The organism is Pseudomonas vancouverensis, from assembly GCF_004348895.1.
Lineage (GTDB): Bacteria > Pseudomonadota > Gammaproteobacteria > Pseudomonadales > Pseudomonadaceae > Aquipseudomonas > Aquipseudomonas vancouverensis.
The window spans coordinates 187,256-211,557 of sequence record NZ_RRZK01000008.1 but is presented as its reverse complement, the minus strand read 5'-3'; the positions used below and the strand labels follow the sequence as shown (position 1 = coordinate 211,557).

At 62.3% G+C, this 24,302-nt stretch carries 21 protein-coding genes; 9 read left to right on the top strand and 12 right to left on the bottom strand.

All coding sequences use genetic code 11. From position 1 onward, the window contains the following. Positions 1-66: 66 nt before the first annotated feature. Positions 67-2,970: a sensor domain-containing phosphodiesterase gene (locus tag EIY72_RS08690; protein WP_093218852.1), complete on the bottom strand. Its 2,904-nt coding sequence runs from the start codon at positions 2,968-2,970 to the stop codon at positions 67-69. A gap of 193 nt (positions 2,971-3,163) precedes the next feature. Continuing rightward, positions 3,164-3,619: a winged helix-turn-helix transcriptional regulator gene (locus tag EIY72_RS08685; RefSeq protein WP_093218849.1), complete on the bottom strand. Its 456-nt coding sequence runs from the start codon at positions 3,617-3,619 to the stop codon at positions 3,164-3,166. A gap of 125 nt (positions 3,620-3,744) precedes the next feature. On the opposite strand from EIY72_RS08685, the gene EIY72_RS08680 reads away from it, so the two are divergent. Continuing rightward, positions 3,745-4,977 (top strand): MFS transporter, encoded by a 1,233-nt coding sequence (locus tag EIY72_RS08680; RefSeq protein ID WP_093218846.1) that lies wholly within the window; start codon positions 3,745-3,747, stop codon positions 4,975-4,977. Between the two features lie 12 nt (positions 4,978-4,989). Here EIY72_RS08680 and EIY72_RS08675 read toward each other — a convergent pair whose 3' ends face one another. After that, entirely contained in the window at positions 4,990-5,886 is an 897-nt protein-coding gene (locus EIY72_RS08675) for a LysR substrate-binding domain-containing protein (RefSeq protein WP_093218843.1), read from the bottom strand. A gap of 116 nt (positions 5,887-6,002) precedes the next feature. Here EIY72_RS08675 and phnA point away from each other — a divergent pair, with 116 nt between their 5' ends. Next, positions 6,003-7,262 carry a phosphonoacetate hydrolase gene (gene phnA / locus EIY72_RS08670; RefSeq protein ID WP_093218841.1) on the top strand — a complete coding sequence of 420 codons (1,260 nt, stop codon included), beginning with the start codon at positions 6,003-6,005 and terminating at the stop codon, positions 7,260-7,262. Positions 7,263-7,271: 9 nt separating this feature from the next. On the opposite strand, the gene EIY72_RS08665 is transcribed toward phnA, so the two are convergent. Continuing rightward, positions 7,272-7,892, bottom strand: a complete 621-nt coding sequence (locus EIY72_RS08665) for a LysE family translocator (RefSeq protein ID WP_093230438.1) — start codon at positions 7,890-7,892, stop codon at positions 7,272-7,274. 76 nt (positions 7,893-7,968) lie between these two features. Further along, a complete protein-coding gene (locus EIY72_RS08660; RefSeq protein WP_093218838.1) occupies positions 7,969-8,862 on the bottom strand; it encodes a LysR substrate-binding domain-containing protein in 894 nt (297 codons plus the stop codon). A gap of 99 nt (positions 8,863-8,961) precedes the next feature. Between EIY72_RS08660 and EIY72_RS08655 the strand changes: the two genes are divergently transcribed. Further along, on the top strand, positions 8,962-10,146 hold the full coding sequence (locus EIY72_RS08655) for an MFS transporter (protein WP_132680114.1): 1,185 nt from the start codon (positions 8,962-8,964) through the stop codon (positions 10,144-10,146). Between the two features lie 31 nt (positions 10,147-10,177). On the opposite strand, the gene betT is transcribed toward EIY72_RS08655, so the two are convergent. Further along, positions 10,178-12,151, bottom strand: coding sequence for a choline BCCT transporter BetT (gene betT, locus EIY72_RS08650; protein ID WP_093218834.1), 1,974 nt, complete (start codon positions 12,149-12,151; stop codon positions 10,178-10,180). A gap of 240 nt (positions 12,152-12,391) precedes the next feature. Between betT and ahr the strand changes: the two genes are divergently transcribed. After that, the gene (gene ahr / locus EIY72_RS08645) at positions 12,392-13,423 is read left to right on the top strand and encodes an NADPH-dependent aldehyde reductase Ahr (RefSeq protein ID WP_093218830.1); all 1,032 of its coding nucleotides are present in this window, start codon (positions 12,392-12,394) and stop codon (positions 13,421-13,423) included. A gap of 40 nt (positions 13,424-13,463) precedes the next feature. Here ahr and EIY72_RS08640 read toward each other — a convergent pair whose 3' ends face one another. After that, positions 13,464-13,973: a winged helix-turn-helix transcriptional regulator gene (locus EIY72_RS08640; RefSeq protein ID WP_093218827.1), complete on the bottom strand. Its 510-nt coding sequence runs from the start codon at positions 13,971-13,973 to the stop codon at positions 13,464-13,466. 165 nt (positions 13,974-14,138) lie between these two features. Between EIY72_RS08640 and EIY72_RS08635 the strand changes: the two genes are divergently transcribed. Then, positions 14,139-14,561 carry a tautomerase family protein gene (locus tag EIY72_RS08635; RefSeq protein ID WP_093218825.1) on the top strand — a complete coding sequence of 141 codons (423 nt, stop codon included), beginning with the start codon at positions 14,139-14,141 and terminating at the stop codon, positions 14,559-14,561. A gap of 57 nt (positions 14,562-14,618) precedes the next feature. On the opposite strand, the gene EIY72_RS08630 is transcribed toward EIY72_RS08635, so the two are convergent. The 5 genes from EIY72_RS08630 to EIY72_RS08610 form a co-directional block, all read right to left on the bottom strand. After that, positions 14,619-16,178, bottom strand: a complete 1,560-nt coding sequence (locus EIY72_RS08630; protein ID WP_093218822.1) for an ArnT family glycosyltransferase — start codon at positions 16,176-16,178, stop codon at positions 14,619-14,621. 3 nt (positions 16,179-16,181) lie between these two features. Beyond that, entirely contained in the window at positions 16,182-16,460 is a 279-nt protein-coding gene (locus EIY72_RS08625; RefSeq protein WP_093218819.1) for a lipid-A-disaccharide synthase N-terminal domain-containing protein, read from the bottom strand. Further along, complete coding sequence (locus tag EIY72_RS08620) at positions 16,457-17,197, bottom strand: glycosyltransferase family 2 protein (RefSeq protein ID WP_093218816.1); 741 nt, start codon at positions 17,195-17,197, stop codon at positions 16,457-16,459. The genes EIY72_RS08625 and EIY72_RS08620 overlap by 4 nt, the downstream gene beginning before the upstream one ends. Before the next feature lie 48 nt (positions 17,198-17,245). Beyond that, the gene (locus EIY72_RS08615) at positions 17,246-18,223 is read right to left on the bottom strand and encodes an NAD-dependent epimerase (RefSeq protein WP_093218813.1); all 978 of its coding nucleotides are present in this window, start codon (positions 18,221-18,223) and stop codon (positions 17,246-17,248) included. Positions 18,224-18,421: 198 nt separating this feature from the next. Beyond that, entirely contained in the window at positions 18,422-19,048 is a 627-nt protein-coding gene (locus tag EIY72_RS08610; RefSeq protein WP_093218811.1) for a cell wall hydrolase, read from the bottom strand. Between the two features lie 143 nt (positions 19,049-19,191). Here EIY72_RS08610 and EIY72_RS08605 point away from each other — a divergent pair, with 143 nt between their 5' ends. The 4 genes from EIY72_RS08605 to EIY72_RS08590 all read left to right on the top strand — a co-directional run bounded on the left by EIY72_RS08605 (position 19,192) and on the right by EIY72_RS08590 (position 24,288). Continuing rightward, positions 19,192-20,043 (top strand): CAP domain-containing protein, encoded by an 852-nt coding sequence (locus EIY72_RS08605; RefSeq protein WP_093218809.1) that lies wholly within the window; start codon positions 19,192-19,194, stop codon positions 20,041-20,043. 149 nt (positions 20,044-20,192) lie between these two features. Further along, positions 20,193-21,092, top strand: a complete 900-nt coding sequence (locus EIY72_RS08600; protein ID WP_093218806.1) for a bestrophin family protein — start codon at positions 20,193-20,195, stop codon at positions 21,090-21,092. Between the two features lie 370 nt (positions 21,093-21,462). Further along, the gene (locus tag EIY72_RS08595; RefSeq protein WP_093218803.1) at positions 21,463-22,827 is read left to right on the top strand and encodes a glutamine synthetase family protein; all 1,365 of its coding nucleotides are present in this window, start codon (positions 21,463-21,465) and stop codon (positions 22,825-22,827) included. Between the two features lie 174 nt (positions 22,828-23,001). Beyond that, positions 23,002-24,288 carry an NAD(P)/FAD-dependent oxidoreductase gene (locus EIY72_RS08590; RefSeq protein WP_093218800.1) on the top strand — a complete coding sequence of 429 codons (1,287 nt, stop codon included), beginning with the start codon at positions 23,002-23,004 and terminating at the stop codon, positions 24,286-24,288. Positions 24,289-24,302: the final 14 nt, after the last annotated feature.

Sequence of the window (24,302 nt, the reverse complement as noted above, 5' to 3'; positions counted from 1 at the left end):
GAGCGTTTGGTGTCACCCCAACGTCTCACAGGGGTGCAGAGGGTGCAACCCGCCCTGTCACACCCATCACTGCACCCGACGAATCAACGCACTCGCCGCCAGATCCTCCAGCCCCATCGGCCTGGCAAAGTAGTAGCCCTGGGCCTGGCTTGCGCCCATTTCGCGCAGCAGGTCGAGGGTCGCCTGATCTTCGACGCCTTCGGCCACCACGCTCAGGTCCAGGGATTCGGCCATACGCACGATGGCGCGGACGATGGCGCGGCTGCGCGGGCTGGTGGTGAGTTCGAGGATGAACGATTTGTCGATTTTCAGGCCGCTGAAGCGGTACTGATGCACATAGCTCAGGGATGAGAAGCCGGCACCGAAGTCGTCGAGAACCACCGACATGCCGTTATCGGCCAGTTGTTGCATGGTCCGGCGCGCCATCGCCGGTTCGGCCACCAGTGCGCCTTCGGTCAGTTCCAGGCAGATGCGCGACGGTGCGACGCGGTGGCGCGCCAGCAGTGCGAGTACTTCACCGGCGAATTCCGCGCGGGTCATGCTGTAGCTCGAGCAGTTGACGTGCACCGGCGGCCAGTGGGCGTGTTGCGGTTGCGCGAGGATCACCGCGACGCTGGTGAGCATGTACAGGTCCAGTCGACCGATCAGGCGCAGGCCTTCGAAATCCGGCAGGAAGTCCCCCGGTGCGATCACGCGGCCGCCCGGTTGGTGCCAACGCACCAGCGCTTCAAGGGCCAGCACCTCGCCGGTCTCGACGCTGACGATCGGCTGAAAATACGGCTGCAGTTCGTCGGTGCGCTTGAGCGCGTTGCGCAAGGCCCCTTCCCGCTCGACCTGGTCAGAGACTTCCCGGCGCACTTCCTGGTTGAACACCGCGTAGCTGTCGCGCCCGGCACTCTTGACCCGGTACATCGCCGCATCGGCATCACGCAGCAGGTCGGCAGGTTCGAGGTGGAACTGACTGTCAGCACTGACGATGCCGATACTGCACGACGAAAACACTTCATGGCCGTTGATGAAAAACGGCAGGTCGAAGGCCACGAGGATGCGCTCGGCGATGTCGATCAACACGTCCAGCGGTGCTTCGGGCGCCAGCACGGAAAACTCGTCACCGCCCAGCCGCGCGAGCATGTCGCTGTCGCGCAGGCAACCGCGCAAACGGTGGGCAGCCTGCATCAGCAGCAGGTCGCCGAAATGGTGGCCGAGGCTATCGTTGACCAGTTTGAAACGGTCAAGGTCGATGAACATCACCGCCAGGTGCCCGCCTTCGCTGCCAAAGCGCGCCCAGGCCTGATTGAGGCGCTGCTGCAGGTAAGTGCGGTTCGGCAGCCCGGTCAGCGCATCGTGGGAGTTTTCGTGTTGCAGCTTGGCGTTGGCGTGATCGAGTTCGCGGGTGCGGCTCTGCACCCGTGCTTCGAGCTTGAGGTTGGCGGCATGGATGGCTTCGGCAGCGGTACGCCGCGACAACGCGGTGTCGATGTGCCGCGACACGAAAGTCAGCAGTTCCTGGTCGCGCTGGCTGTAGCTCACCTCGGACGTGTAGCTTTGCACCGCCAGTATGCCCCGGACGGTGTCGCCGTCGAACAGCGGAATACCCAGCCACGAGTAGGACCGCACCGACTCGTGGGCCCTTTCGATTTCACCGGCCACAGCCAGTCGCTCAGCCTCGGCGACATCGATCAGACACGCCCGACGCTGGCGAATCACGTACTCGGTCAAGCCGCGTCGGCCACGCCGCGCCGGCGGACAGGTGGTTTGTCGTTCATCGACGTAATAGGGAAAGGTCACTTCAGTAGTCCCATCGTCGAACAGCGCGATGTAGAAGTTCTGCGCGAACAGCAAGTCGCCGACGATGCCGTGCAGGGTCTGGAAAAACTCGGTCATGTCCCCCGGCTGGCTCGACAGTTCGGCAATCTGGAACAACGCATTCTGCAGGTGTTCGGCGCGCTCGCGGTCGGCCACTTCCTGGCGCAAGGCATCATTGAGCGCTGACAGTTCCTGGGTCCGCCGCAGGACCGTCTGTTCCAGATCCTCACGATGCAGGATGCGGTCCAGGGCCATCGCCACGTGGCGGACAACCACCAGAAACAGTGCGCGATCTTCAGCACTGTAGATGCGTGAAACGTCGTAGACCTGCATCGCCAACATGCCGAACACATCGTCCGAGGCGTTCTTCAAGGGGGCGCCCATCCAGAACTCGGGGCGGTCACCCACGCAGTAAAAGCGCTTTTCCGCCTGGGCGGCGAGAATCCCGGCGGCGTCGATCAGCAACGGCTGGCCGGAGGTCAGCACCTGGCCGGTCAGCGACAGGCGCGCAGGGTCGAGGTATTCGTAGTTCTCCGACTCCAGTGCATCGACGTCGATGATGTCGACGTAATACGGGTAATCGATTTTTCCCGTGTGCGGGTCGTAGAGCGCGAGATAGAAATTTTCCGCGTCGATCAGGCTGGCGAGCAGTCGATGGACGCCGACCAGGAACACCGAACGGTCGCGGGTCGAACTGGCCAGGTAGGTGATCTCATACAACACGCGCTGGGTGATCTGCGCACGGGCCAGGGTATTGGTCTGCAACTCGACACCCAGGCGCCGCGCCAAATCGGCGAGCGCAGGTTCTGCCGGATCATTGGCCGGCGCGAGCAACCAGCCCAGCTCGCTTTCCCCACGACCAGTCGGCCAGCGCTGCAGGTGTCGGCTAGTGCAAAAGGCTTCGAACTCATCATTGGCGACACTGGCCGGCCAGTGCATGTGCGGGTCGCCCTGGCCGATCAGGTGCATCTGTTCGCCGGCGCGGTAGACGACCCACGCGGTGGTATGTGCCCAGTGGCGCGCGCTGTCCAGCACATGCTCGAGGGCGTCTTCCTTAACCGTGGGTGCCTTGCTAACAGGAGCCCCTGGCCCTTTGCGTGGCGATACGACCATGTCGCAGGCTTCCGATTGCCGTGGGGAGTCGGTCAATGGACGAAAACTCATCAGCGCTCCCTGATCCAGATACGGGCGATAGTCACTTTGTGATTGCCTTGATTGCTAGCAATATGCCAGCCACCCTCTCGTTTAATGGTTGTAACTGTTTTTTACAACAGTTTCATCGGCATTAGTGCCAACTTTGCGACGGACAACAAATTATTGGCTGATGGTTGTCATGAAATACCTTTGAATTGTCCGCCTAGTCACCTTCGACGCGTCTGACCCGATGGCAATCGAAAGGCCCCAATTGCTGACCGTTCGCAGCGCGAACCTCCATCGGCAGCAACGCCTGACCGGTCGCCTTGTCGAGCAACACGGAGCGGGTTTCCCCTGGCTGGAACAGGAAATGTTCGCCCCACTGCCGCAGGCCGATCACGATCGGAAAGATCTGCCGGCCTTTTTCGGTCAGGACATATTCCTTATAGGCACTGCCGTCCGACGCCGGGCGGATGTCGAACACACCGACTTCGACCAAGGCCTTCAGGCGCGCCGCGAGAATATTCTTGGCCACCCCCAGGCTCTTCTGAAATTCGCTGAAGCGGCGAATGTCGTCGAACGCGTCGCGAATGATCATCAGCGACCAGCGATCGCCGATAACCTCCAGGGCCCTGGCTACCGGGCATTCGTGGTTTTGCAGTGAAGTGTCTTCGACCATCGTTTCTACCTGTGGACCCCGTCTCGCGCTCGGACTCATGGAATGTGGTTGCAATTTGAAACCTGATCAGCCAATCATTGAATCAAGTTTTTAATTGAAACCAGTTTAGCGCTACGGAGGTTCTCGTGACAGCTGATACCGATTCGACCATCCAACCCATTGTCCAGAAGACTTCGGGACTGTCCCCGGCGCTCATCTGGTTGTTTTCCGTGACCTGTGGGCTGGCGGTCGCCAATGTCTACTTTGCCCAGCCGCTGCTTGATTCAATCGCCCGCAGCCTGGATGTCGCACCCGCGATGATTGGCGTGGTGGTGACCGCCACTCAGGTGGGTTACGCGGCGGGCTTGTTGTTTATCGTGCCGTTGGGCGATTTGTTGAACCGCAAAGGGCTGGTCCTCACGCAAATGCTCTTGTCGGCCCTGGCGTTGGCAACCGTCGGCGCCGCCACGCAATGGTCGGTGCTCCTGGCGGCCATGATTGCCGTGGGACTGCTGGCGGTGGTGGTTCAGGTGCTGGTGGCTTATACGGCGGTGCTGGCAACAACCTCGCAACGCGGGCGGGCCGTGGGCACGGTGACCAGCGGCGTTGTCTTGGGCATCCTGCTGGCGCGCTTGACCTCTGGGCTGATCGCCGACCTGGCCGGCTGGCGTGCGGTTTATTTCCTCTCTGCGGGGCTGATGCTGGCCCTCGCGCTGGTGTTCTACAAAGCGCTGCCTACCGTTGTCGCGCGCCGTGATCAAGTCACCTACCCGGCACTGCTGGGTTCGCTGTTCAGACTGTTTTTGACCGAACCACTTTTGCGCATCAGAGGCTTGCTGGCGTTGTTGATCTTTGCCGCATTCTCCGTGCTGTGGACGGCCATGGTGTTGCCCTTGAGCGCCCCGCCGCTGTCCCTTTCGCACACGGCCATCGGCCTGTTCGGTCTGGCGGGTGTCGCCGGGGCCCTGGCGGCCAGACGCGCCGGGGTCTGGGCCGACCGGGGCCTTGGACAAAAGGTGACGGGGCTTTCGTTGGCCATTCTGCTGCTGTCCTGGCTGCCCATCGCGTTTGCCGAATCATCCCTGATCGCCCTGGCGTGCGGGGTGGTCTTGCTCGATTTTGCGGTGCAAGCGGTTCACGTCACCAACCAGAGCCTGATTTTCGCGGCGCGCCCGGATGCCCAGAGCCGCATGGTCGGCGCCTACATGTGCTTTTACTCGGTGGGCAGTGCGTTGGGCGCCCTTGCGGCTACCCAGGTGTATGCGCAATGGGGTTGGTTGGCCGTGAGCCTTTTGGGCGCGTTGATCAGTGCTGTGGCGTTGCTGCTGTGGTGGCTCACGTTGCGCGACTCAACGACCGCCGAGCTACGCGCGGCCTGAAACCCGAAGGGCTCATTTGTCGCTGTCGCCGAGGTTGCCTTGCTCCACCAGCCAATCTTCGAAGCGGCGGTGGATGAGGGTCTTGCTCACGCCTGCCGGGGTCAGGCTGTAATAGCGCCGGCTGGGCGTGCGCAGGTCGGCGAATGGCTGGACTAGCCGGCCGACCGTGACGTCATGTTCCAGGGTCGGCATGGGACCGACACCCAGGCCCAAGCCGTCAATCAGCGCGCTGTAGGTCACGTAAAAATGATCGAAACGCTGCCGCCTGAGGGTGCCTTCGGCGCGGTACCCGGCCGCATTCAACCACTGCTGCCAGTCACCCGGACGCGTCTCGGTTTCGAGCAATACATGTCGGTGCAGATCCATCAGCGTATCCAGTGGTTGACGGGCCAACAGGCTCGGCGCAGCGACCAGGGTCAGCCATTCATCGAGAAACGCCTGGGCGCTGAAGTGCCCGGTCTGTGGCGAACCGCGGCGGATCGCCAGGTCGAAGCTGCCGGCCAGGGAGATTTGCTGGGTGGTCGCGGTCTGCACCTGGATCAGCATGCCGGGATGGCGCTGATGGAAGTCATCCAGACGCGGAATCAGCCAGCGCATGGCGAAGGTAGCCGGGGCACTGACCCGCAGCAACATGCTGGCGCTGCCCTTGCCGTAGCGCTCAGCAGCATCGTTGATGCGCTCGAACGCTTCGCCGACTTCCACGGCAAAGGCCAGGGCATGGGGCGTGGGTGCCATGCGCTGCCCTGCCCGTTCAAACAGTTTTTGACCCAGCCATTCTTCGAGGGTCTGGATCTGTCGGCTGATCGCTCCATGGGTGACGTTCAGCTCTTCGGCGGCGGCGCTGTAGCTGCCCGCACGACAGGCAGCAAGAAAGGCTTTGAGGGCGGGCAATGGCGGAATACGAGACATGGGTAACCTGGCAGCGACTGTGAGCGAAACTCACACACAGCGGAAAAACTAGCACAGCTTGCTCGTTATGCGCACGGTAATGTCCTCTTCACCGTCCTACGCAAGCGAAGCCCGCCATGCCCAAATCAATCACCCTGCACCAACGCCAATACGCCCTGCCGACCCAGCCGGTGGTGGTGATCTGCATCGATGGCTGCGACCCGCAATACATCAGCCAAGGCATCGCCGATGGCGTTTGCCCGACCATTGCCCGCTTGCACAGCCAGGGTTTTGCCGACACGGCGGATTGCGTGATGCCCTCGTTTACCAACCCCAACAACGTGTCCATCGTCACCGGCGTGCCCCCGGCCGTGCACGGCATTGCCGGCAACTACTCGCTGGACCGGGACACCGGCAAGGAAATCATGATGACCGACGCCAGCCTCCTGCGGGGCGAGACCTTGTTGGCGTTGCTGGCAAAGGCAGGCATCGCGGTCGCGGCGATCACCGCCAAGGACAAGCTGCGCAAAGTCCTCGGCCACCATCTGCACGGCATCTGTTTTTCCTCGGAAAAGGCCGCCAGCTGCACCCTCGAAGAACACGGTATCGATGATGTGGAAACCCTGGTTGGGCGGCCGGCACCGGACATGTACAGCGCCGACCTGTCGCTGTTCGTGCTCGATGCGGGCCTCGCCTTGCTCAGGCAGCAACGCGCGCAGGTGCTGTACCTGTCGCTGTCCGATTACATCCAGCACAAGTTTGCCCCGGGCACTGCGCAGTCCAACGACTTCCTGAAAGCCATCGATGATCGTCTGCAAGCCTTTATCGATGAGGGTGCGATTGTCGGTTGCGTTGCCGACCACGGCATGTCGGACAAGAACAACGCCAATGGCACCCCTGATGTCGTCTTCCTCCAGGACTTGCTAGAAGTGCGCTTTGGCGCGGGCAGCGCGCGGGTCATCTGCCCGATCACCGACCCCTTTGTCCGTCACCACGGCGCCCTGGGTTCCTTTGTCCGCGTCTACGCCAAAGACCCCGCCGACATCGCGCCGATGATCGACTACATCAGCGGCCTGAGCGGCATCGAAGACACCCTGAGCCGCCATCAGGCCGCGGTAAAACTGGGCCTGCCGGAAGACCGCGAGGCCGACATCGTGGTGATCGCCAGCGAGTCCTGCGTACTGGGTTCCTGCGCCAGCGAACATGACCTGTCCAGCGTCGGCGACAGGCCGCTGCGCTCCCATGGCGGCTATTCCGAACAGTCGGTGCCGTTCCTGATCTCGCATCCGCTGAACGGGGAATACCGGCAGCGTGCAGCGTTAACTCGCCTGCGCAATTTCGATATTTTTGATTTTGTGCTCAATGGGGTAGAGATGGCGTGCAAGTCCATGAACTGACCATCTGGCCTACCGCTTGCTCAACGCCAACCGCACAGCAAACAACACAAAAATCAGGCCGGTGGTGCGGTCCATCCACTGGATCACCCGCTCTCGGCGCAATACACCGGCGAGAGGTTGGGTGGCGGCGATCAGGGTGATTGACCAGAGCAGGCCGAGCAGGACGTGAATGCTCACCAGGCCGAAGGTCCAGGCCACCAGCGGTTGCCCTTGCGGAATGAACTGCGGCAGGAAGGAGACGTAGAAGATGCCGACCTTGGGGTTCAACAGGTTGCCCAGCAGGCCCTTCACGAACCAGTTGGCGCTCGGCCTGCCTTGCTCCTCGCCAGACGACAGCGAGCGCCGCGGGCGCAGCAACATGTTCACACCGAGCCAGGCCAGGTAAGCGGCACCGCAATACTTCAGGACATTGAACGCCACTTCCGACACGGCGATCAGCGCGCCCAGACCGAAAGCCACGGCGGCCCCCCACAACAGACAACCGGCATTGATGCCCAGCGCGGCGCGCATGGCCTGCTGCTTGCCTTCGACCGTCGCCGTGCGCAACACGAGTGCAGTGTCGAGGCCCGGCGTCAGGGTCAACACCGTCGCGGCAAAGGTAAAGGCAATCAGGTTTTCGACAATGGACATGAACACAGGGTCTCGGTGTGCGTGGATGCGCTGGACGTTAGCACAGGCCCGGCGAAACGCCGCGCGCGACGACTCATCACGTGCGGTGATGGGCCAGCAGAAAATCGACAAAGGCCCTCACCCGCGCAGGCATCGCCGCACCGCCGACAAACACCGCGTGAATCGGCTCCTGGTCGCCGGGGTTGAACGCTTCAAGCAGCGGGACCAGATGACCGTTTCTCAGATCGTCCGCCACGCTGAAGGCGCCAATGCGCGCGATACCCGCACCCAGCCGGGCCAATTGGCACAGCGCCTCACCACTGTTGCCCTCAATGGTACCGGCGACTTTCAGGGAAAAATCGCGACCGTCCACGCGAAACGGCCAATCGGACGTGGCCCGGCGGAAGTTGAAGCGCAGGCAGTTGTGCTCGAGCAAGTCCTGCGGCACCAGGGGCGAGCCATGACGGGCGAGGTAGTCCGGTGAGGCGACGACCACCTGCCCGGTGGTGCCGAGGTAACGCGCGGTCAAAGGGCTGTCGGCCAATTCGCCGAAGCGAATGGCAACGTCCGCTTGCCCACCGAGGATGTCCACCACCTCGTCACCCAGCATCAAATCGACCACGATGGCCGGATAACGCGCGCTGAACTCGGCAATCAACGGCACGACAATCAGTCGCCCGTGGGCCAGCGAGGCACTGACCCTGAGCCGCCCGCGCGGCGCGCCCTGGTCGGTGATCGCATCCTCGACTTCCGCCATGTCCGCGAGAATCCGCCGGGCGCCACGCAGGTACGCCTCCCCTTCGGCGGTGAAGGTGATGGCCCGGGTGGAACGCAGCAGCAGACGCGTACCTATACGTTGCTCGATGCGGGTGATGGTGCGGCTGATGGCTGACGGCGTCAGCCCGAGGACGCGCGCCGCCCCCGACAGGCTGCCGTGCTCGGCGACCATGACGAACACTTCCATCTCCCCCGAACGCCCGCCTATGTCCATCTGTGCGCCTCACGCAAAACTGTAGTGCCCGACCACGGGCTTCTGCTTGACAAGGACTGGATTGTAGCATTTGGCTCACAGATGAGGAGTCAACCCACCATGCGTATCAATCCACCCCTTGTAGCCTTGTCCATCGGTGCCTTCGGCATCGGGGTCACAGAGTTCGCCCCCATGGGCATGTTGCCCGGCATCGCCGCCGATCTGGGCGTTTCCATTCCTGCCGCCGGGCTGTTGGTCAGCGCCTACGCCATGGGCGTATTGATCGGTGCGCCGATCATGACCCTCGCCACGGGCCGGGTTCCCCGCCGTTACCTGCTGATCGGGCTGATGGCGATTTTCACCCTCGGCAACCTGATGTCGGCACTGGCCACCAACTATCAGACCCTGATGATTGCCCGGCTGGTGACCTCGCTCAACCACGGCGCCTTCTTCGGCATCGGCTCGATCGTGGCCGCCAGCCTCGTCGCACCGGACAAGCGCGCGGGGGCCGTCGCCGCGATGTTTCTCGGGCTGACCCTGGCGACCATAGGCGGTGTGCCGCTGGCCACCTGGTTCGGTGAAAACTTTGGCTGGCGCAGCGCGTTCTGGGGTATCAGCGGCCTCGGTGCGTTTGTCATGGCAGCACTCTGGTGGGCATTGCCGAACATGCCCGCGCCAAAAGGCGGGAACATGATGGCCGAGATTCGCGTCCTGGCTCGCGGGCCGGTACTCGCCGCGTTGGCGCTGACCGTCGTCGGTTCCAGTGCCATGTTCACCGTGTTCACCTACATCGCGCCGATTCTGCGGGACGTCACCCACGCTTCGACCAACTTCGTCACCGGCATGCTCGTGCTGTTCGGCATCGGCCTGACCCTGGGCAACGTCTGGGGTGGCAAGTCGGCGGACCGTTCGATCGACCGCACCCTGATCACCTCGCTCGTGGTGCTGATTGCCGTGTTGCTGGCCTTCTCGGTCCTCATGCAATGGCCGCTGGCTGCTGCCGTGTCGATTCTGCTGTGGGGCGCGGCGAGCTTTGCCCTGGTGCCGCCTCTGCAGATGCGCGTGATGGAAGCCGCCAAGGATGCGCCAAACCTGGCCTCGGCCATGAACATCGGTGCGTTCAACTTCGGTAATGCCATTGGCGCGGCACTGGGCGGCGCAGTCATCAATGCCGGCCTTGGCTACCCGGCGATTTCCCTGGCGGGTGCAACGATGGCGGGCCTTGGCTTGCTGATGGTGTTGGGCCTGGGTTGGCAGTCACGGCGTGCCGATGCGCGAATGACTCAAGCGGTGACCCAAGCCTGAGCCATTCGATAAAGGCGCCCACTTGGGCGCCTTAACGCACCACGTGCAGAAAGTGCAGGTGCCGCTCGTACTGATCGAGGATGTCGCCGATCACGTCTTCGCGGCTCCAGCCCATGATGTCGTAATCCTGACCGCCTTCACGCAGGTGCACCTCGGCTCGAAAATACTTGCGCGCATCCGTGCCATCCTCAGTGTCACGCATGATAAAGCTGGGGGTGGTGAAGGCCCGCGGGCGCACTTCGTAGAGAAAACGCTCCTCAGCCGTATGGAACAACTCCAGGGCAATGCTGCCCTCCTCGTCCTCCCTGATCGTCACTTCATGGCCCTGCTTGCGCAGTTCGGCGGCCACTTCCTCGAACCCCGGTTTGACCACTTCGGCGATGAAGCGATTGACGTGAGCGCGCCGGGGCATCATCGAAATATTGCGCAGACGCCGTTGCCAGCCGCCGTGGGGATGACGCGCATGATGCGGCCCTGGCATCGCCTGATTGCGCAAATTACGGCGCGTAGCGTCCAGGTTCAGCGCCTTGAACAGCCCCCAGATGGACGCCAGCAGGATGATCGAAAACGGCAAGGCACTGGCGATGGTTGCCGTCTGCAATGCCTTCAAACCGTTGGCCAGCAACAGCGCAATGGCCACGACACCGATGGTCACCGACCAGAACACGCGCTGCCACAGCGGCGAGTGGTCATGTCCTGAGGAAGCCAGCATGTCGACCACCAGCGCCCCGGAGTCGGCGGAGGTGACAAAGAACACCACCACCATCAGCACCGCCACCATCGACACCACGCCGGCCAGCGGAAAGTGCTCGAGGAAGGCAAACAAGGCCAGCGACGTATCCTGGCCGATGATTGCCGCCAGGTCCTTCACGCCTTCGTTGAGGATCATGTGGATCGCCGTGTCGCCGAAGATCGTCATCCACAACAGGGTGAAACCGGCCGGCACGAACAACACGCCGCAGACGAACTCGCGAATGGTCCGCCCCCGTGAAATGCGCGCGATAAACAGTCCGACAAAGGGTGACCAGGACAGCCACCAGCCCCAGTAGAGCAAGGTCCAGCCGCCGATCCAGTCAGTCGGTTCGTAGGCATACAGGTTGAAGGTCTTGTTGACGATGTCCGACAGGTAGGCGCCGGTGTTTTGCACGTAGGCCTGCAGGAGGAACACCGTCGGCCCCAGCAACAGCACGAAAGTCATGAGAATCACCGCCAGCCCGAGGTTGATCTCGGACAGGATGCGGATGCCCTTGTCCAGGCCGCTGGCGACCGACAAGGTAGCCAGCGCGCAGGTCACCGTGATCAGCAACACCTGGACCGTGGTGTTCACCGGCAGGCCGAACAGATGATGGAAGCCGCTGTTGATTTGCAGCACGCCATAGCCCAGCGAGGTGGCCACGCCGAACACCGTGCCGAGAATCGCGAACACGTCCACCGCGTGGCCGATCGGGCCGTAGATGCGCTCACCGATCAACGGGTACAAGGCTGAGCGCAGCGTCAGCGGCAGGCCGTTGCGGAAGCTGAAATAGGCGAGGATCAACGCGACCATGGCGTAGATCGCCCAGGCGTGCAGGCCCCAGTGGAAGAAGGTGATTTTCATCGCTTCACGGGCGGCGGCCACCGTGCCGCCCTCACCCACCGGCGGTGTGGTGAAGTGCATCACGGGCTCGGCAACGCCAAAGAACATCAGGCCAATGCCCATGCCGGCGGAAAACAGCATGGCGAACCAGCTGCTATTGCGATAATCCGGCTCGCTGTGGTCCGGTCCGAGCTTGATGTCGCCGTAGCGGCTTACGGCGAGGAACACCACGCTGATCAGAATCAGCGCCACGGCCAGGATGTAGAACCAGCTGACGTTGGCGTTGATCCACAGTTGAATGCTGTTGAACTGGGCCTGGGCCTCGGCCTGGAACACCACTGCGTAGAGCACCAGCAGCAGGATGAGGATCGCACTGGTGTAGAAAACCGGCGGATTGAGGGTGGTGCGGGGTTTGGAAGGATTGTCCATGGAAGCGACGTACTCCTCTGACGCAAAGCGTTTACCTGTCGATGCAACAGGTTCGGGGGCGCCATGCCTGAGCATCGAGTGTAGTTGCTTCTTCAGTGCCGGCCGCCGGTACTGCATACCCTGTATCGCCGCCCCACGGCTGCGTCACGCCCCGGCGCGCCCTGCACAACCCGCTACACTTGCTTCGCTCTGCAGTGGCCATACGTTGCCACCCCTCGATTGCGGATCTGGAGAACGCCCATGAGCGATAGCACTGAACTCAAGACTTTCACCGGTTGGGCTGCCACGGCGGCTGGCGCGCCACTGGAAAAGTACAGCTACGATCCCGGCCCTCTGGGACAGGATGAAGTGGAAGTCGCCGTGGAGTATTGCGGCGTCTGTCACTCCGACCAGTCGCTGATCGATAACGACTGGGGCATCAGCCAATACCCCTTCGTCCCCGGACATGAGGTGGTCGGCCGCATTGTGCGGGTCGGCGATCAGGCCCATGGCCTGAAGGTCGGTCAGCGCGTGGGGATCGGCTGGTACAAGGGAAGCTGCATGCATTGCTCGTCGTGCATCGAGGGCTCCCACAACCTGTGCCGCACGGTGAAGCCGACCATCATCGGCAGCAACGGCGGCTTCGCCGACCGCTTGCGCTCGCACTGGGCCTGGGCCTTGCCGATCCCCGAGGGGCTCGACCCGGCGAAGGCCGGTCCGCTGTTCTGTGCAGGCTCCACGGTGTTCAACCCGTTGGTGGAATTCGACATCAAACCCACCGACCGGGTCGGCGTGGTCGGCATCGGCGGTCTCGGCCATCTGGCCCTGGGTTTTCTCAATGCCTGGGGTTGTGAAGTCACCGCTTTCACTTCATCCCTGAGCAAACAGGACGAAGCCAAGCGGCTGGGCGCGCACAAAGTGGTGGCCTCGACCGACAGCGATGCGCTCAAGGCCATTGCCGGCACCCTGGACTTCCTGCTGGTCACCGCCAACGCCAACCTCGACTGGACGGCAATGCTCGCCACCCTGCGCGGCAAGGGCCGCCTGCACTTTGTCGGGGTGGTACCGGCGGCGATCCCGGTGCATGTGTTCGACCTGATCCCGCAGCAGAAAACCATGTCCGCCTCGCCCGTCGGCTCGCCGAGCAACACCGCGACCATGCTGGAGTTCTGCGCGCGTCACCAGATTCTGCCGCAGGTGGAGATGTTCCCGATGAGCAAGGTCAACGAAGCGGTCGAACATTTGCGCAGCGGCAAGGCGCGCTATCGCGTGGTGCTGGACGCCAGCAAGTGACGTTCGGGCCATCCACTCAAGCGTGCTGAAAACTCCGTAGTCACTGCGCAGTAGCCTTGTACTCCTGCGCCTTGGCCAGCCGCCAGCGAATCATGTCGTCGGCGGCCGGCCCCTCTTCCACTCGCACATCACGCAAGCGCACTGGCTCGCCGGTCACTTCGTCGAGCAGTGCCACCTTGATCCCGTTCCCCGTGCGACCGTTGATGAAATTCAAGGGCGGCGCACCGCGTTCGTCGAGGTCCCATTGGTCGCCGATCTGGGCCAAGGCCATCACCACCAGTGCGATGTCGGTGCCCTTGGGCGTCAGCAGGTATTCATGGCGATCGGGGCGAGTCTGGTACAGGCGACGCTCGATCAACTGGTTGTGCTCCAACACCTTGAGCCGGTCCGTCAACGTGGCGTTGGTGATGCCGGTGGATTGGCGAAAGTCATCGTAGCGCCGCAGTCCCAGCAGCATGTCGCGCATGATCAGCGCGCCCCAGCGATCACCGAGGGCACCGAGCACGCTGGCAATCGAGCACGTCATGCCTTCAAAGCCTTTGGATCGCATGGGTATCAACCTTTTTCGAAACGTTGACGTGGAGGATAACCGGGCCGGAGCGGCCAGACCAAGGATCGGCCTTGATTACTCTGATAACCAGAGTTATGGTTTTGTCACTCCAGTAACAAGAGTAACTGGAGTTTCCCTCATAACAACCGATAACAGGAAATCAGCATGCCACTCTGGAAGGTCTATCACCCCGAGCACGCGTTCTCGATCGAGGACAAACACGCCATCGCCCAGCGCATCACCGGCATCTATCGCGATCTGCCGCCGTTTTATGTCGGAGTGGTGTTCGAAGCGGTGGCGAAATCGTCGTACTACATCGGCGGCGAACCGGCGGATGATTTTGTGCGCATCAGCGTTGACCACATCGCGCGGCAGATGAAAGACGATGAGACCAAGCAGCGCTTCCTCGGCGCCGTGACCAAACTGCTCACGCCTTACCTCAGCGAACGCGGGCTGCGTTGGGAAATGCACGTGGATGAAACGCCGTTCAGCCTGTGGACCATTGGCGGGGTGCGCCCGCCGTTACCGGGGACCGATGACGAAATCCGTTGGCGCAGCGAGAACCGGCCATCGCCAACAAGCGCGTGAGACACGCCGCCGACCCGCCGGGCGTGGCCCACAGGTCGGCGGTTTGTTGCCGGTTGATCAGGGATTCGAAGCTTGCGCCGGCGTTACGCTTTTGCCGGGCGACAGCGGTTTGTCCCAGGCAAACCGGTAGACGGTCGTGGCGCTGCCCGGCCGGCATTTGCCGTTATCGGCATCGGCGCTGACAATCGACCACTGCGACCCGGAGCTTTCACCCAGTGCCTGCGCACCTTCGGTCTTGAAGCATTCGCCGACCTGTTCGCTCGGCACCAGGGCGTAGGCCTTGGGGTGCTCGCTCAACCATTGCGCGGCCCGCTGCACGGTGGAATCGAGCATGCCGAAATGCACCACCGGTTGATGGGCGAACAACCAGTGTCCTTCCTGCCAGTTGACCAGCACCAGGTCGGCACCGTGGCTGACGCTGGCGGCCTTGACCATCAGCGTCTGATCCGGGTTTTCACCGTCCTTGACCGGCTCGATGAAGCCCCGCGCAAACCACAGCACGAACCAGGCCGCGACCAGTGCCGGGAAGGCCCGCTGCAAGCGCGGACGGCCCTTGAACCAGCGTTTGAGCAACCACGGAATCAAGGGCGCGGCGATCAGGACCAGGCCGGGCAGCGCCGGGTAGATGTACAGCTTGCGCTTGCCACTGCTGAAGCAGAAAAACAGCACCACCAGCACCACCCAGCCAAGCAGCACCAGCACCCGGCCATCGTGTTTTTTCAGTTGCCGACGCCAGGCCGGCACCAGCCACGGCAGCACCAGGAACAGCGGCAGCCAGTATTGCGGAATGACGTTGGTGAAGAAGTACCAGAACGGCTCGCGGTGATGCCAGGCATCGGCGTAACGGCCAGCGGTCTGACGCAGGAGGATCTCCCGTGCGTAGGCCACTTCATCGGCCCCGCCATTGAAGATGATCGACAGCGCCAGCGGCAGCAGCCAGATCGCAATCGCCGCCAGCATCACGACGAAACCGAACAGCCACTTGCGCGCCTCGCCCGGCATGGCCACGACACCGGGCCAGTCCTTGCGCACTGCCCAGGCGTAGGGAATCAGCAGCAAGGCCGGGAGGAAGCCCACACCCTTGGTGATCACGCCAATGCCCATGGCCGCGCAGCCGACGTAGAACCAGCGCCACGCCGGCCCGAGCAACAGGTGCCGGGCCAGGCCATACAGGCCGAGGCTGGTGAACAGGATCAGGAAACTGTCGATCTGCCCGGTGCGCAAGATGCTGTAGGTCTGGTAGGTCGCCAGGTACAGCAGCGCCGCGTTGCGCCCGGTGCGCTGGGTCCACAACCGCCGGCCCAGGTCATAGACCATCGCCGTGACCGTCACCCCGGAGAACAGCCCCGGCAGGTACAAAGCGATATTCGGCTTGCCGGTCAGCCAAGTGAAGAACGCGACCGTCCACATGAAGATCGGCGGCTTGTCGCCATAAATTTCCGCGGCACGGTGTGGAATCAGCCAGGCGCCGTTCTGCAGCATCTCCAGGGCAACGCCGAGGAAACGTTCCTCATCGACGTTCTGCGCCGTACGAAAACCAAGACCGGCGCCGATCAGCAACAGGGCAAGGAGCATCAGGCCCAGGCATTCCACCCGGGGCGAGAGGGTTCTACGCATCAGTTATTCCTTGACGGTTTTGCTTTTGGCAATCAGTTGCAGATTGCGCAAATACACGATGGAACCAAAGGCCTGGCCGACGATGAACACCGGGTCCTGACGATAGATGGCGTAGGCGAACAACAGCGTGCTGCCGACAATGCTCAGGTACCAGAAACTGGTCGGAATGACGCTGCGTTTCTTGTATTCGCTGTACAGCCATTGCAGGACGAAGCGCCCGGTAAAGGCGATCTGGCCAATAAAACCAACCACCAGCCACAGGGTTTCGCGAGTCAGCATCATCCTTCCAGCTCCTGGGCGTGAGTGTTCAGGCAGGTGCGTTTGATCAGCCACCAGACCCCCACCAGATCAAGGATGCCTACCAGTGCGCGGTCAAGGTTGCCGTATTTGGACACCCCGGCGGTGCGCGGACGATGGTTGACCGGATGCACGATCATGCGGCCGTTGTGGCGCTGGATCAGCGCCGGGATAAACCGGTGCATGTGGTCGAAGTACGGCAGGCGCAGGAAGGCTTCGCGCTCGATCAGCTTCAGGCCGCACCCGGTGTCCGGGGTCGAATCCTTGAGCAAGCGGCGGCGCAGGTTGTTGGCAAAGCGCGAGGCGTAGCGCTTGCTGGCCGTATCGCGGCGGTTGACCCGGTGCCCGGCAACCAGTTGCACATCACCCCTGCCTCGCTCGCCGCGGACCATTTCCAGCATGCCGGGAATGTCCGCCGGATCGTTCTGTCCGTCGCCATCGAGGGTCGCCAGCCATTGCCCGCGAGCCTCGCGCGCGGCGTGATAGAGCGACGTGCTTTGGCCCAGGGAGCGTTCATGGCGCAGGATGCGCAACTGCGTCAAACCGTTGTGGCGGATCTGCCGCAGCTCCTGCAAGGTGGCGTCGGTGCTGCCGTCATCGACAACGATGATTTCATAGGCCTCATTGGCCAGCGCCACCCGGACTTCCTCGAGCAACGGCTTGAGGTTGTTCGCTTCGTTTTTTGCAGGAATCAGTACGGATACAAAGATGTCTTGGCTCATGGTGCTCCCTTCGCCTGTTTGATTTATTCGAGATCAGAGGCGAACGCTTCAAATCTGATAGTACTGCCGATACCACTTCACAAATTCAGCAACGCCGACGTCCAGCGCCACCTGCGGGCTGAAACCGGTCCATTCGGCCAGCGCCGACACGTCGGCCCAGGTCTTGAGCACATCGCCGGCCTGCATCGGCAGGTAATTGCGCTGCGCCTCGATCCCCAGGGTTTTCTCCAGGCACTCGATAAAATCCAGCAGGGCCACCGGTTGTCCGCGGCCGATGTTGAACAGGCGATGAACCCCGGCAGCCGAACCTTGCGGCAGCGGTGGCCGTGGCAATAATCGGACGACGCCTTCGACGATGTCGTCGACATAGGTGAAGTCGCGGGATAACTGGCCCTGGTTGTAGATATCGATGGGGCGGCCCTTGAGCATCGCGTCGGTGAACTTGAACAACGCCATGTCCGGACGACCCCACGGACCGTAGACGGTGAAAAAGCGCAGGCCGCTGACCTTCATCCCATACAGATGGCAATAGCTCTCGGCCAGCAACTCGTTGGCGCGTTTGGTGGCGGCATACAGGGAAACCGGGTGCTCGACCGGGTCTTCGACGCAGAACGGCATCTTGCTGTTGGTGCCGTACACCGAACTGCTCGAGGCATAGATCAGATGTTCGGGGCGATGCTGGCGGCAGGCTTCGAGCAAGTTGAGGAAACCCACCAGGTTCGACTGTGCGTAGACGTCAGGATTGTCCAGTGAATAACGCACCCCGGCCTGGGCGGCCAGATGCACCACTTCACTGAAGCGGTGCTCGTGGAACAACGCCAACAATGCCGGTTTGTCGACGATGTCCATTTTTACGAAGCGAAAACCCGGCAGGGTCTCAAGCACCTTGAGACGCGCTTGCTTGAGCGTCACGTCGTAATAGTCATTGAGGTTGTCAATCCCGACCACCTCGTGCCCCTCACGGCACAGGCGCTGTACGGTGTGCATGCCAATGAAACCGGCAGCGCCGGTGACCAGCACGGTCATGAGGCATACGCCGACAAATGCAGCGCCCGCGGCGCGTAGTGACTGATCAAGACCCTCGTCAGCTTCATCTGGTGTCCCTGCTTATGGCTTCAAACGTGTTGTTACGTCATGAAACTTATAAAACAGAAACATTTCAGTTTTGATAATGCCTCGCAGCCACTTTGCAAATAAAAAGCCGCATTTGTAAATCAACCGCAATTACTTGGCATCGCCGTTGTGGGGCTTGTAAAACTGGAACATACCGATATCCACGGTCTTGATGTACTGCTTGGCCCAATCCGGTTTAACCGTGCGGTCATGGAAGTACAGCGCCCCACCGGTACGGTCCGGCAGCTCCTTGTTCAAGGCCTTGCGCGCGATTTCCTTGGCCATCGCGTAGTGGGTTTCCTCCTGCACCGAATCGGACTTACCGTCGCACCACCAGGAGAACTGGCAGCTCTTGGTCTCCGAGCCCTGCTTGACCACACCGCAGACCTTGTCGGGAAACCCCTCATGCCCGAGCCGGTTCATGACCACGTTGGCCACCGCTTCCATGTCGGCGGTGTCCTTGCCCTTGGCCTCCCAGTAGATGGTCCGGGCCAGGCAGGTGATCGCGTCGTCCATCGGCGCGACGCCGGCAGGGTCGACCGCCTGGACTTCCGATTGGGTAATGGCTTGTGACTTGGGCGCGGGTGTGGGATCGGGCGAGGGTTTTTCCGCGGCTTTCTGTTCCAGCACTTCGGCCTTGCTTTCCGCTGACTGTTTTTGTTGTTCCTGGTCCGCAGAAAAAACCGGACCGGCAAGCAAGGTGAGGGCCAGGCATGAAGCGATCCAGTGCAGGCGCATGGTCGGCGTACCTCTTGGGCAGTGACGCATCAGTGTAGTAGTAAAATGATTGCATCCTGCCCACTACACTTTGGAAAAATCCGTTGTCTTAGATGGGACAACTTCGCGCATCATGGGTGCCGTCAGCTCACAGGGGGATTTTCATGCGTTTGAACTCTTTCGCACTGCGTTTTGCCGGGCTGTCGCTGGGCCTGGCGTTCGCCGCCTCGGCTGTGGCCGGCGACGAGATGCAATTGATCGAATCGATCAACCTTTACCGCAGCCAACCGCAGCGCTGCGCCGGGCAGGCCTCCTCGGAACTGCCGCCGCTGGCCGCCGATCCGCGCCTGGTGCTGTCCGCCGCCAGCGTGGTCAATCTGCAGCAGGCCATGGCCAGCGCCAATTACCCGATGAAAAACGTGCAGGCGATCAGCCTGTCCGGACCGCGGGATGCGCCCTCGGCGATGAAGGCGATCCAGGAGAGCTTTTGCCAGATCGTGCTCGACCCGCAATTCGTCGACGTTGGCGTCAGTCGCCAGGACCGTGAGTGGCGCATCGTCGTCGCCCGCCCGCTGCTCAGCGCACGCCTCGGTGACGCGCAGGCCGAAGGCCAGAAAGTGCTCACCGAGCTGAACAATGCACGCGCCCAGGCACGCCAATGCGGCGGACAAGCCTTTGCCGCCGCCGCGCCCCTGGCCTGGAACGCTACCCTGGCCGGTGCCGCCGAAGCCAATTCGCGCTCCATGGCCAACAACAATTACTTCGACCACAAGGACCGCGACGGCCGCACCCCGGGCGATCGTGCGGAGCTGGCCGGCTATGACTTCCAGCAGATCGGCGAAAACATCGCCGCCGGACAGGACACCGCGCACAAGGTGGTCGAAGGCTGGCTGGCCAGCCCCGGGCATTGCGCCAACCTGATGAACCCGCAATTCCGCGAACTGGGTGCGGCCTATGCGACCGACCCGAGGAGCGATGCGGGGATCTACTGGACGGCGATGTTTGGCGCGCAATGACGGCAGGAAACGCTCATAGACTCCATCGATCAGCCGGTCATTCAGAGTGATTGGACGCAGGCCCGGACAGCCTCTAGCCTGCGCCGCGTCCTTTACCTGACCGGCGCTTGCACGCCAGCTTCATCACCGCTTACCCCAGGCGCACAACCATGATCGTCAGACCCAAACCCAACCTCATCAGCATTCTGACTTCGCTCAAGGGCTCGATCGCCAAACGCATTGCCTGGCGCGCGCTGATGGTCACGCTGCTGGCCTCGGTCATCGTGCTGGTGGAAATGTGGCACCCCAGCTACTTCTCCAAGGTCAGCGCGACGCCGTTCACGCTGCTGGGTTTGTCACTGTCGATCTTCATGAGTTTTCGCAACAACGCCTGCTACGAGCGCTGGTATGAAGCCCGCAAGGCCTGGGGTGACCTGCTGGTGGAAGTGCGCTCCATGGCGCGGGAAACCCAGTTCATTCAGGACGAACCGGCGCGCCGCCGTCTGCTGCGCAGCCTCTGCGGTTTCGCCCACGCACTCAACGCCAGGCTGCATCGCAAGGACGAACTGGCCGCCAGTACGGCCTGGCTCGACCCGGTGCCGGGAGACATCGCCGGTGACCTCTGCGGACGAATTCTGATGCAGGCCGGCGAGCAATGCTCGACCCTCGCCGAATCAGGCGTGGTCAACGAATGGCGCTATACGCTGATGGCCAATCACCTGACGCGCCTGACCCAGGTCCAGGCCATCTGCGAGCGCATCAAGAACACCCCGCTGCCCTTCCCCTACACCTTGCTGCTGCACCGCACCATCTACCTGTTCTGCATCCTGTTGCCCTTCGCCATGGCCGAACCGCTGGGCTGGATGACGCCGGTGTTCACCGCGATTGTCAGCTACACCTTCTTCGGCCTGGACGCGATTGCCGATGCGCTGGAAGACCCGTTCGGTGGCGATGAAAACCAGCTGCCCATCGATGCCCTGGTGCGCATCCTCGAGCGCGATGTGCTGGCCACGCTGGGTGATACGCCGCTGCCGCCGTTGCTGGAACCGGTGGATTTCGTGCTGAACTGACAGGGGAAAATGTCTCCATGCGGACCCGCACGCAGGACTGTCCAACAATAGACATTTACAGCCGTGGGTTTCACCCCTAGTATCCAGCGACGCCCGGACGGCTTGTCACACTGGCCGCCCGACGAAATCCAATGCTGGAAACATCCTTTATGAACCGCATTGTCAATTTGCCCATGGCCTTGAGCCGTTCCAAACTCCGTCACTCCGCACGTCCGCCGGATAGCACTCAGCTCGTTTAAGCGCGTTCCCCACGCGTCGAGCCCTCCCCCTCGCTGATTTTTTACGCCTGCACGCCCCGGGTTCGTCTGCCCGTTGCTGTGTGTTGGCTCGAATTCGTGCGCCCGAGTGGCGCCAACGTGAGTGCTTGTCCATGAAATTTGCAGCCCTTGAAGATGCCCAACGCTTTCTCGATCAAAATCCTGATATCGACATGATCGAGCTGTTCATTCTCGATGCCAACGGCGTGCCCCGCGGCAAGCTGTTGCACCGCGAAGAACTGCTGGCCGTGTATGAAAGCGGCCGCCCGCTGCCGAGCACCATCCTCGGCCTGACCGTGCAAGGCGAAGACGTCGAAAACTCCGGGCTGGTCTGGGACGTCGGCGATATCGACTGCCGCGCCTACCCCCTCGATGGCAGCCTGGTGCGCTTGCCGTGGCGGCAGATTCCCACCGCCGCGGTGCAGGTCAGCATGCACCCGCAAGAAGGCATGCCGGCCAGCATCGCCGACCCGCGCCACCTGCTGATCCGCGTGATCGACCGCCTGAAAGCCGAGGGTTACTACCCGGTGATGGCCTGCGAACTGGAGTTCTACCTGCTCGACGCCAAGCGCGACCACAATGGCCGACCGCAACCGGCACTGGACGTTGATGGCGGCCGACCGCGACACACCCAGGTCTATGGCCTGCGTGAACTGGAACAGATCGAACCTTTCCTCGCCGACCTCTACGCCAACTGCAAACTGCAAGGCATACCAGCACGCACGGCAATCTCCGAATACGCCCCGGGTCAGGTCGAAATCACCCTCGAACACGGCGATGCGCTGGAAGCGATGGATCAGGCGGTGCGCTACAAGCGGCTGGTCAAGGCCATAGCCCACAAGCACGGCATGCAGGCGACCTTCATGGCCAAACCCTTCGATGACCTGGCCGGCACCGGCATGCATATGCACGTCAGCATCGCCGACGCCGAAGGGCGCAACCTGTTTGCTTCGCAGGATCCGGCCGGTACGCCACTGTTGCGCACGGCGGTCGGCGGCATGCTCAAGTCGCTGCTGGATTCGCTGCTGCTGTTCTGCCCCAACGCCAACTCCTACCGCCGCTTCCAGGCCAACAGCTATGCGCCGCTGGCGCCAACCTGGGGGGTCGACAACCGCACCGTCAGCCTGCGCGTACCGGGCGGCCCAGCCAACAGTCGGCACATCGAGCACCGTATTTGCGGCGCCGACGCCAACCCCTACCTGGCCGCTGCGGCAATCCTGGCGGGCATCCATCGCGGCATCAGCGAGAACATCGACCCGGGCGATCCGGTGCAAGGCAACGGCTACGCCCAGGCCACGCAACTGCTGCCGACCGACTGGTTGACCTCGCTGCGGGCGCTGGAGAACTCGGCCTGGGCCCGGGATGCCCTGGGCTCGGAATTCCTCGGGGTGTACCTGGCGGTCAAACGTGCCGAGTACCGCCAGTTCATGGCCGAGGTGGGTGAACAGGATTGGCGCTGGTATCTGACGGAGGCGTAAGCCCTCCGATCAGCCATACCCCACTTTCCTGTGGGAGCGAGCTTGCTCCGGGCGGCGTTCCGACGATGGCGGAGTGTCAGGCGACAAAAATGTTGAATGACAAACCGCCATCGCGAGCAAGCTCGCTCCCACAGGGTCTGCGTTACGTCTTACCTTTTTTGTCTGGACGCTGAAATGACCCAACAACGCAGCAACTCCTACTACACCGCCACCCTCAACCAGGACACCGACTACCCGACCCTGCGCGGTCAACACCGGGTTGACGTGGTGATCATCGGCGGCGGTTTCACAGGCGTGGCCACCGCCGTCGAACTGGCGGAAAAAGGCCTGAAAGTCGCCATCGTCGAAAGCAACAAGATCGGCTGGGGCGCCACCGGGCGCAATGGCGGCCAGGTCACCGGCAGCCTCTCGGGTGACGAGGCCATGCGCAAGCAGATGCGCCGCACCCTTGGCGATGAAGTCGATGATTTCATCTGGCACCTGCGCTGGCGCGGGCACCAGATCATCCAGCAACGGGTGGAGAAGTACGGCATCGCCTGCGACCTCAAGCACGGCCATCTGCATGCCGCGTATAAACCCGCGCACATGGACGGCTTGCGCAAGGACTACGACGAAGCGGTGCGCCGTGGCATGGGCGACGAAGTCAGCCTGCTCGACCGCAGCCAGGTGCGCGACCTGCTGCAAAGCGACCTGTACCACGGCGCGATCAAGAACACCCGCAACATGCACCTGCACCCGCTCAACCTGTGCATTGGCGAAGCTCGTGCGGCGCAGAGCCTGGGCGCGCTGATCTTCGAAAACAGCGAGGTGCTGGAAATCATTCACGGCGATGTTCCTGGCGTACGCACCGCCCACGGGCGCATCGACGCCAATCAGGTGCTGCTGGCCGGCGACGTTTATCACAAGCTCGAACCGGGCAAGCTCAAGGGCAAGATCTTCCCGGCCATGGGCGGCATCGTCACCACCGCGCCCCTGGGCGACCTGGCGAAGCAGATCAACCCAGAAGACCTGGCGGTGTACGACTGCCGCTTCGTGCTCGACTACTACCGCCTGACCGCTGATGGTCGCCTGCTGTTCGGTGGTGGTGCCAACTACAGCGGCAAGGATTCACGGGACATCGCCGCCGAGTTGCGACCGTGCATCGAGCAGACGTTCCCGGCGCTCAAGGGCGTGGCCATTGATTACCAATGGAGCTGCGCCATGGGCATCGTGATCAACCGCATTCCACAACTGGGCAAACTTTCGGACAACGTCTGGTACTGCCAGGGCTACTCCGGGCATGGCATCGCCACCACCCACATCATGGGCGAAATCATGGGCCGGGCGATCACCGGGCAACTGGAGCAGTTCGACACCTTCGCCGCGTGCCAGCATATTCGCGTACCGATGGGCGACCTGCTGGGCAATCCGATGCTCGCGGCGGGTATGTGGTATTACCAGATGCTCGAGCGTTTGCGTTGAGGATCTGATCGCCT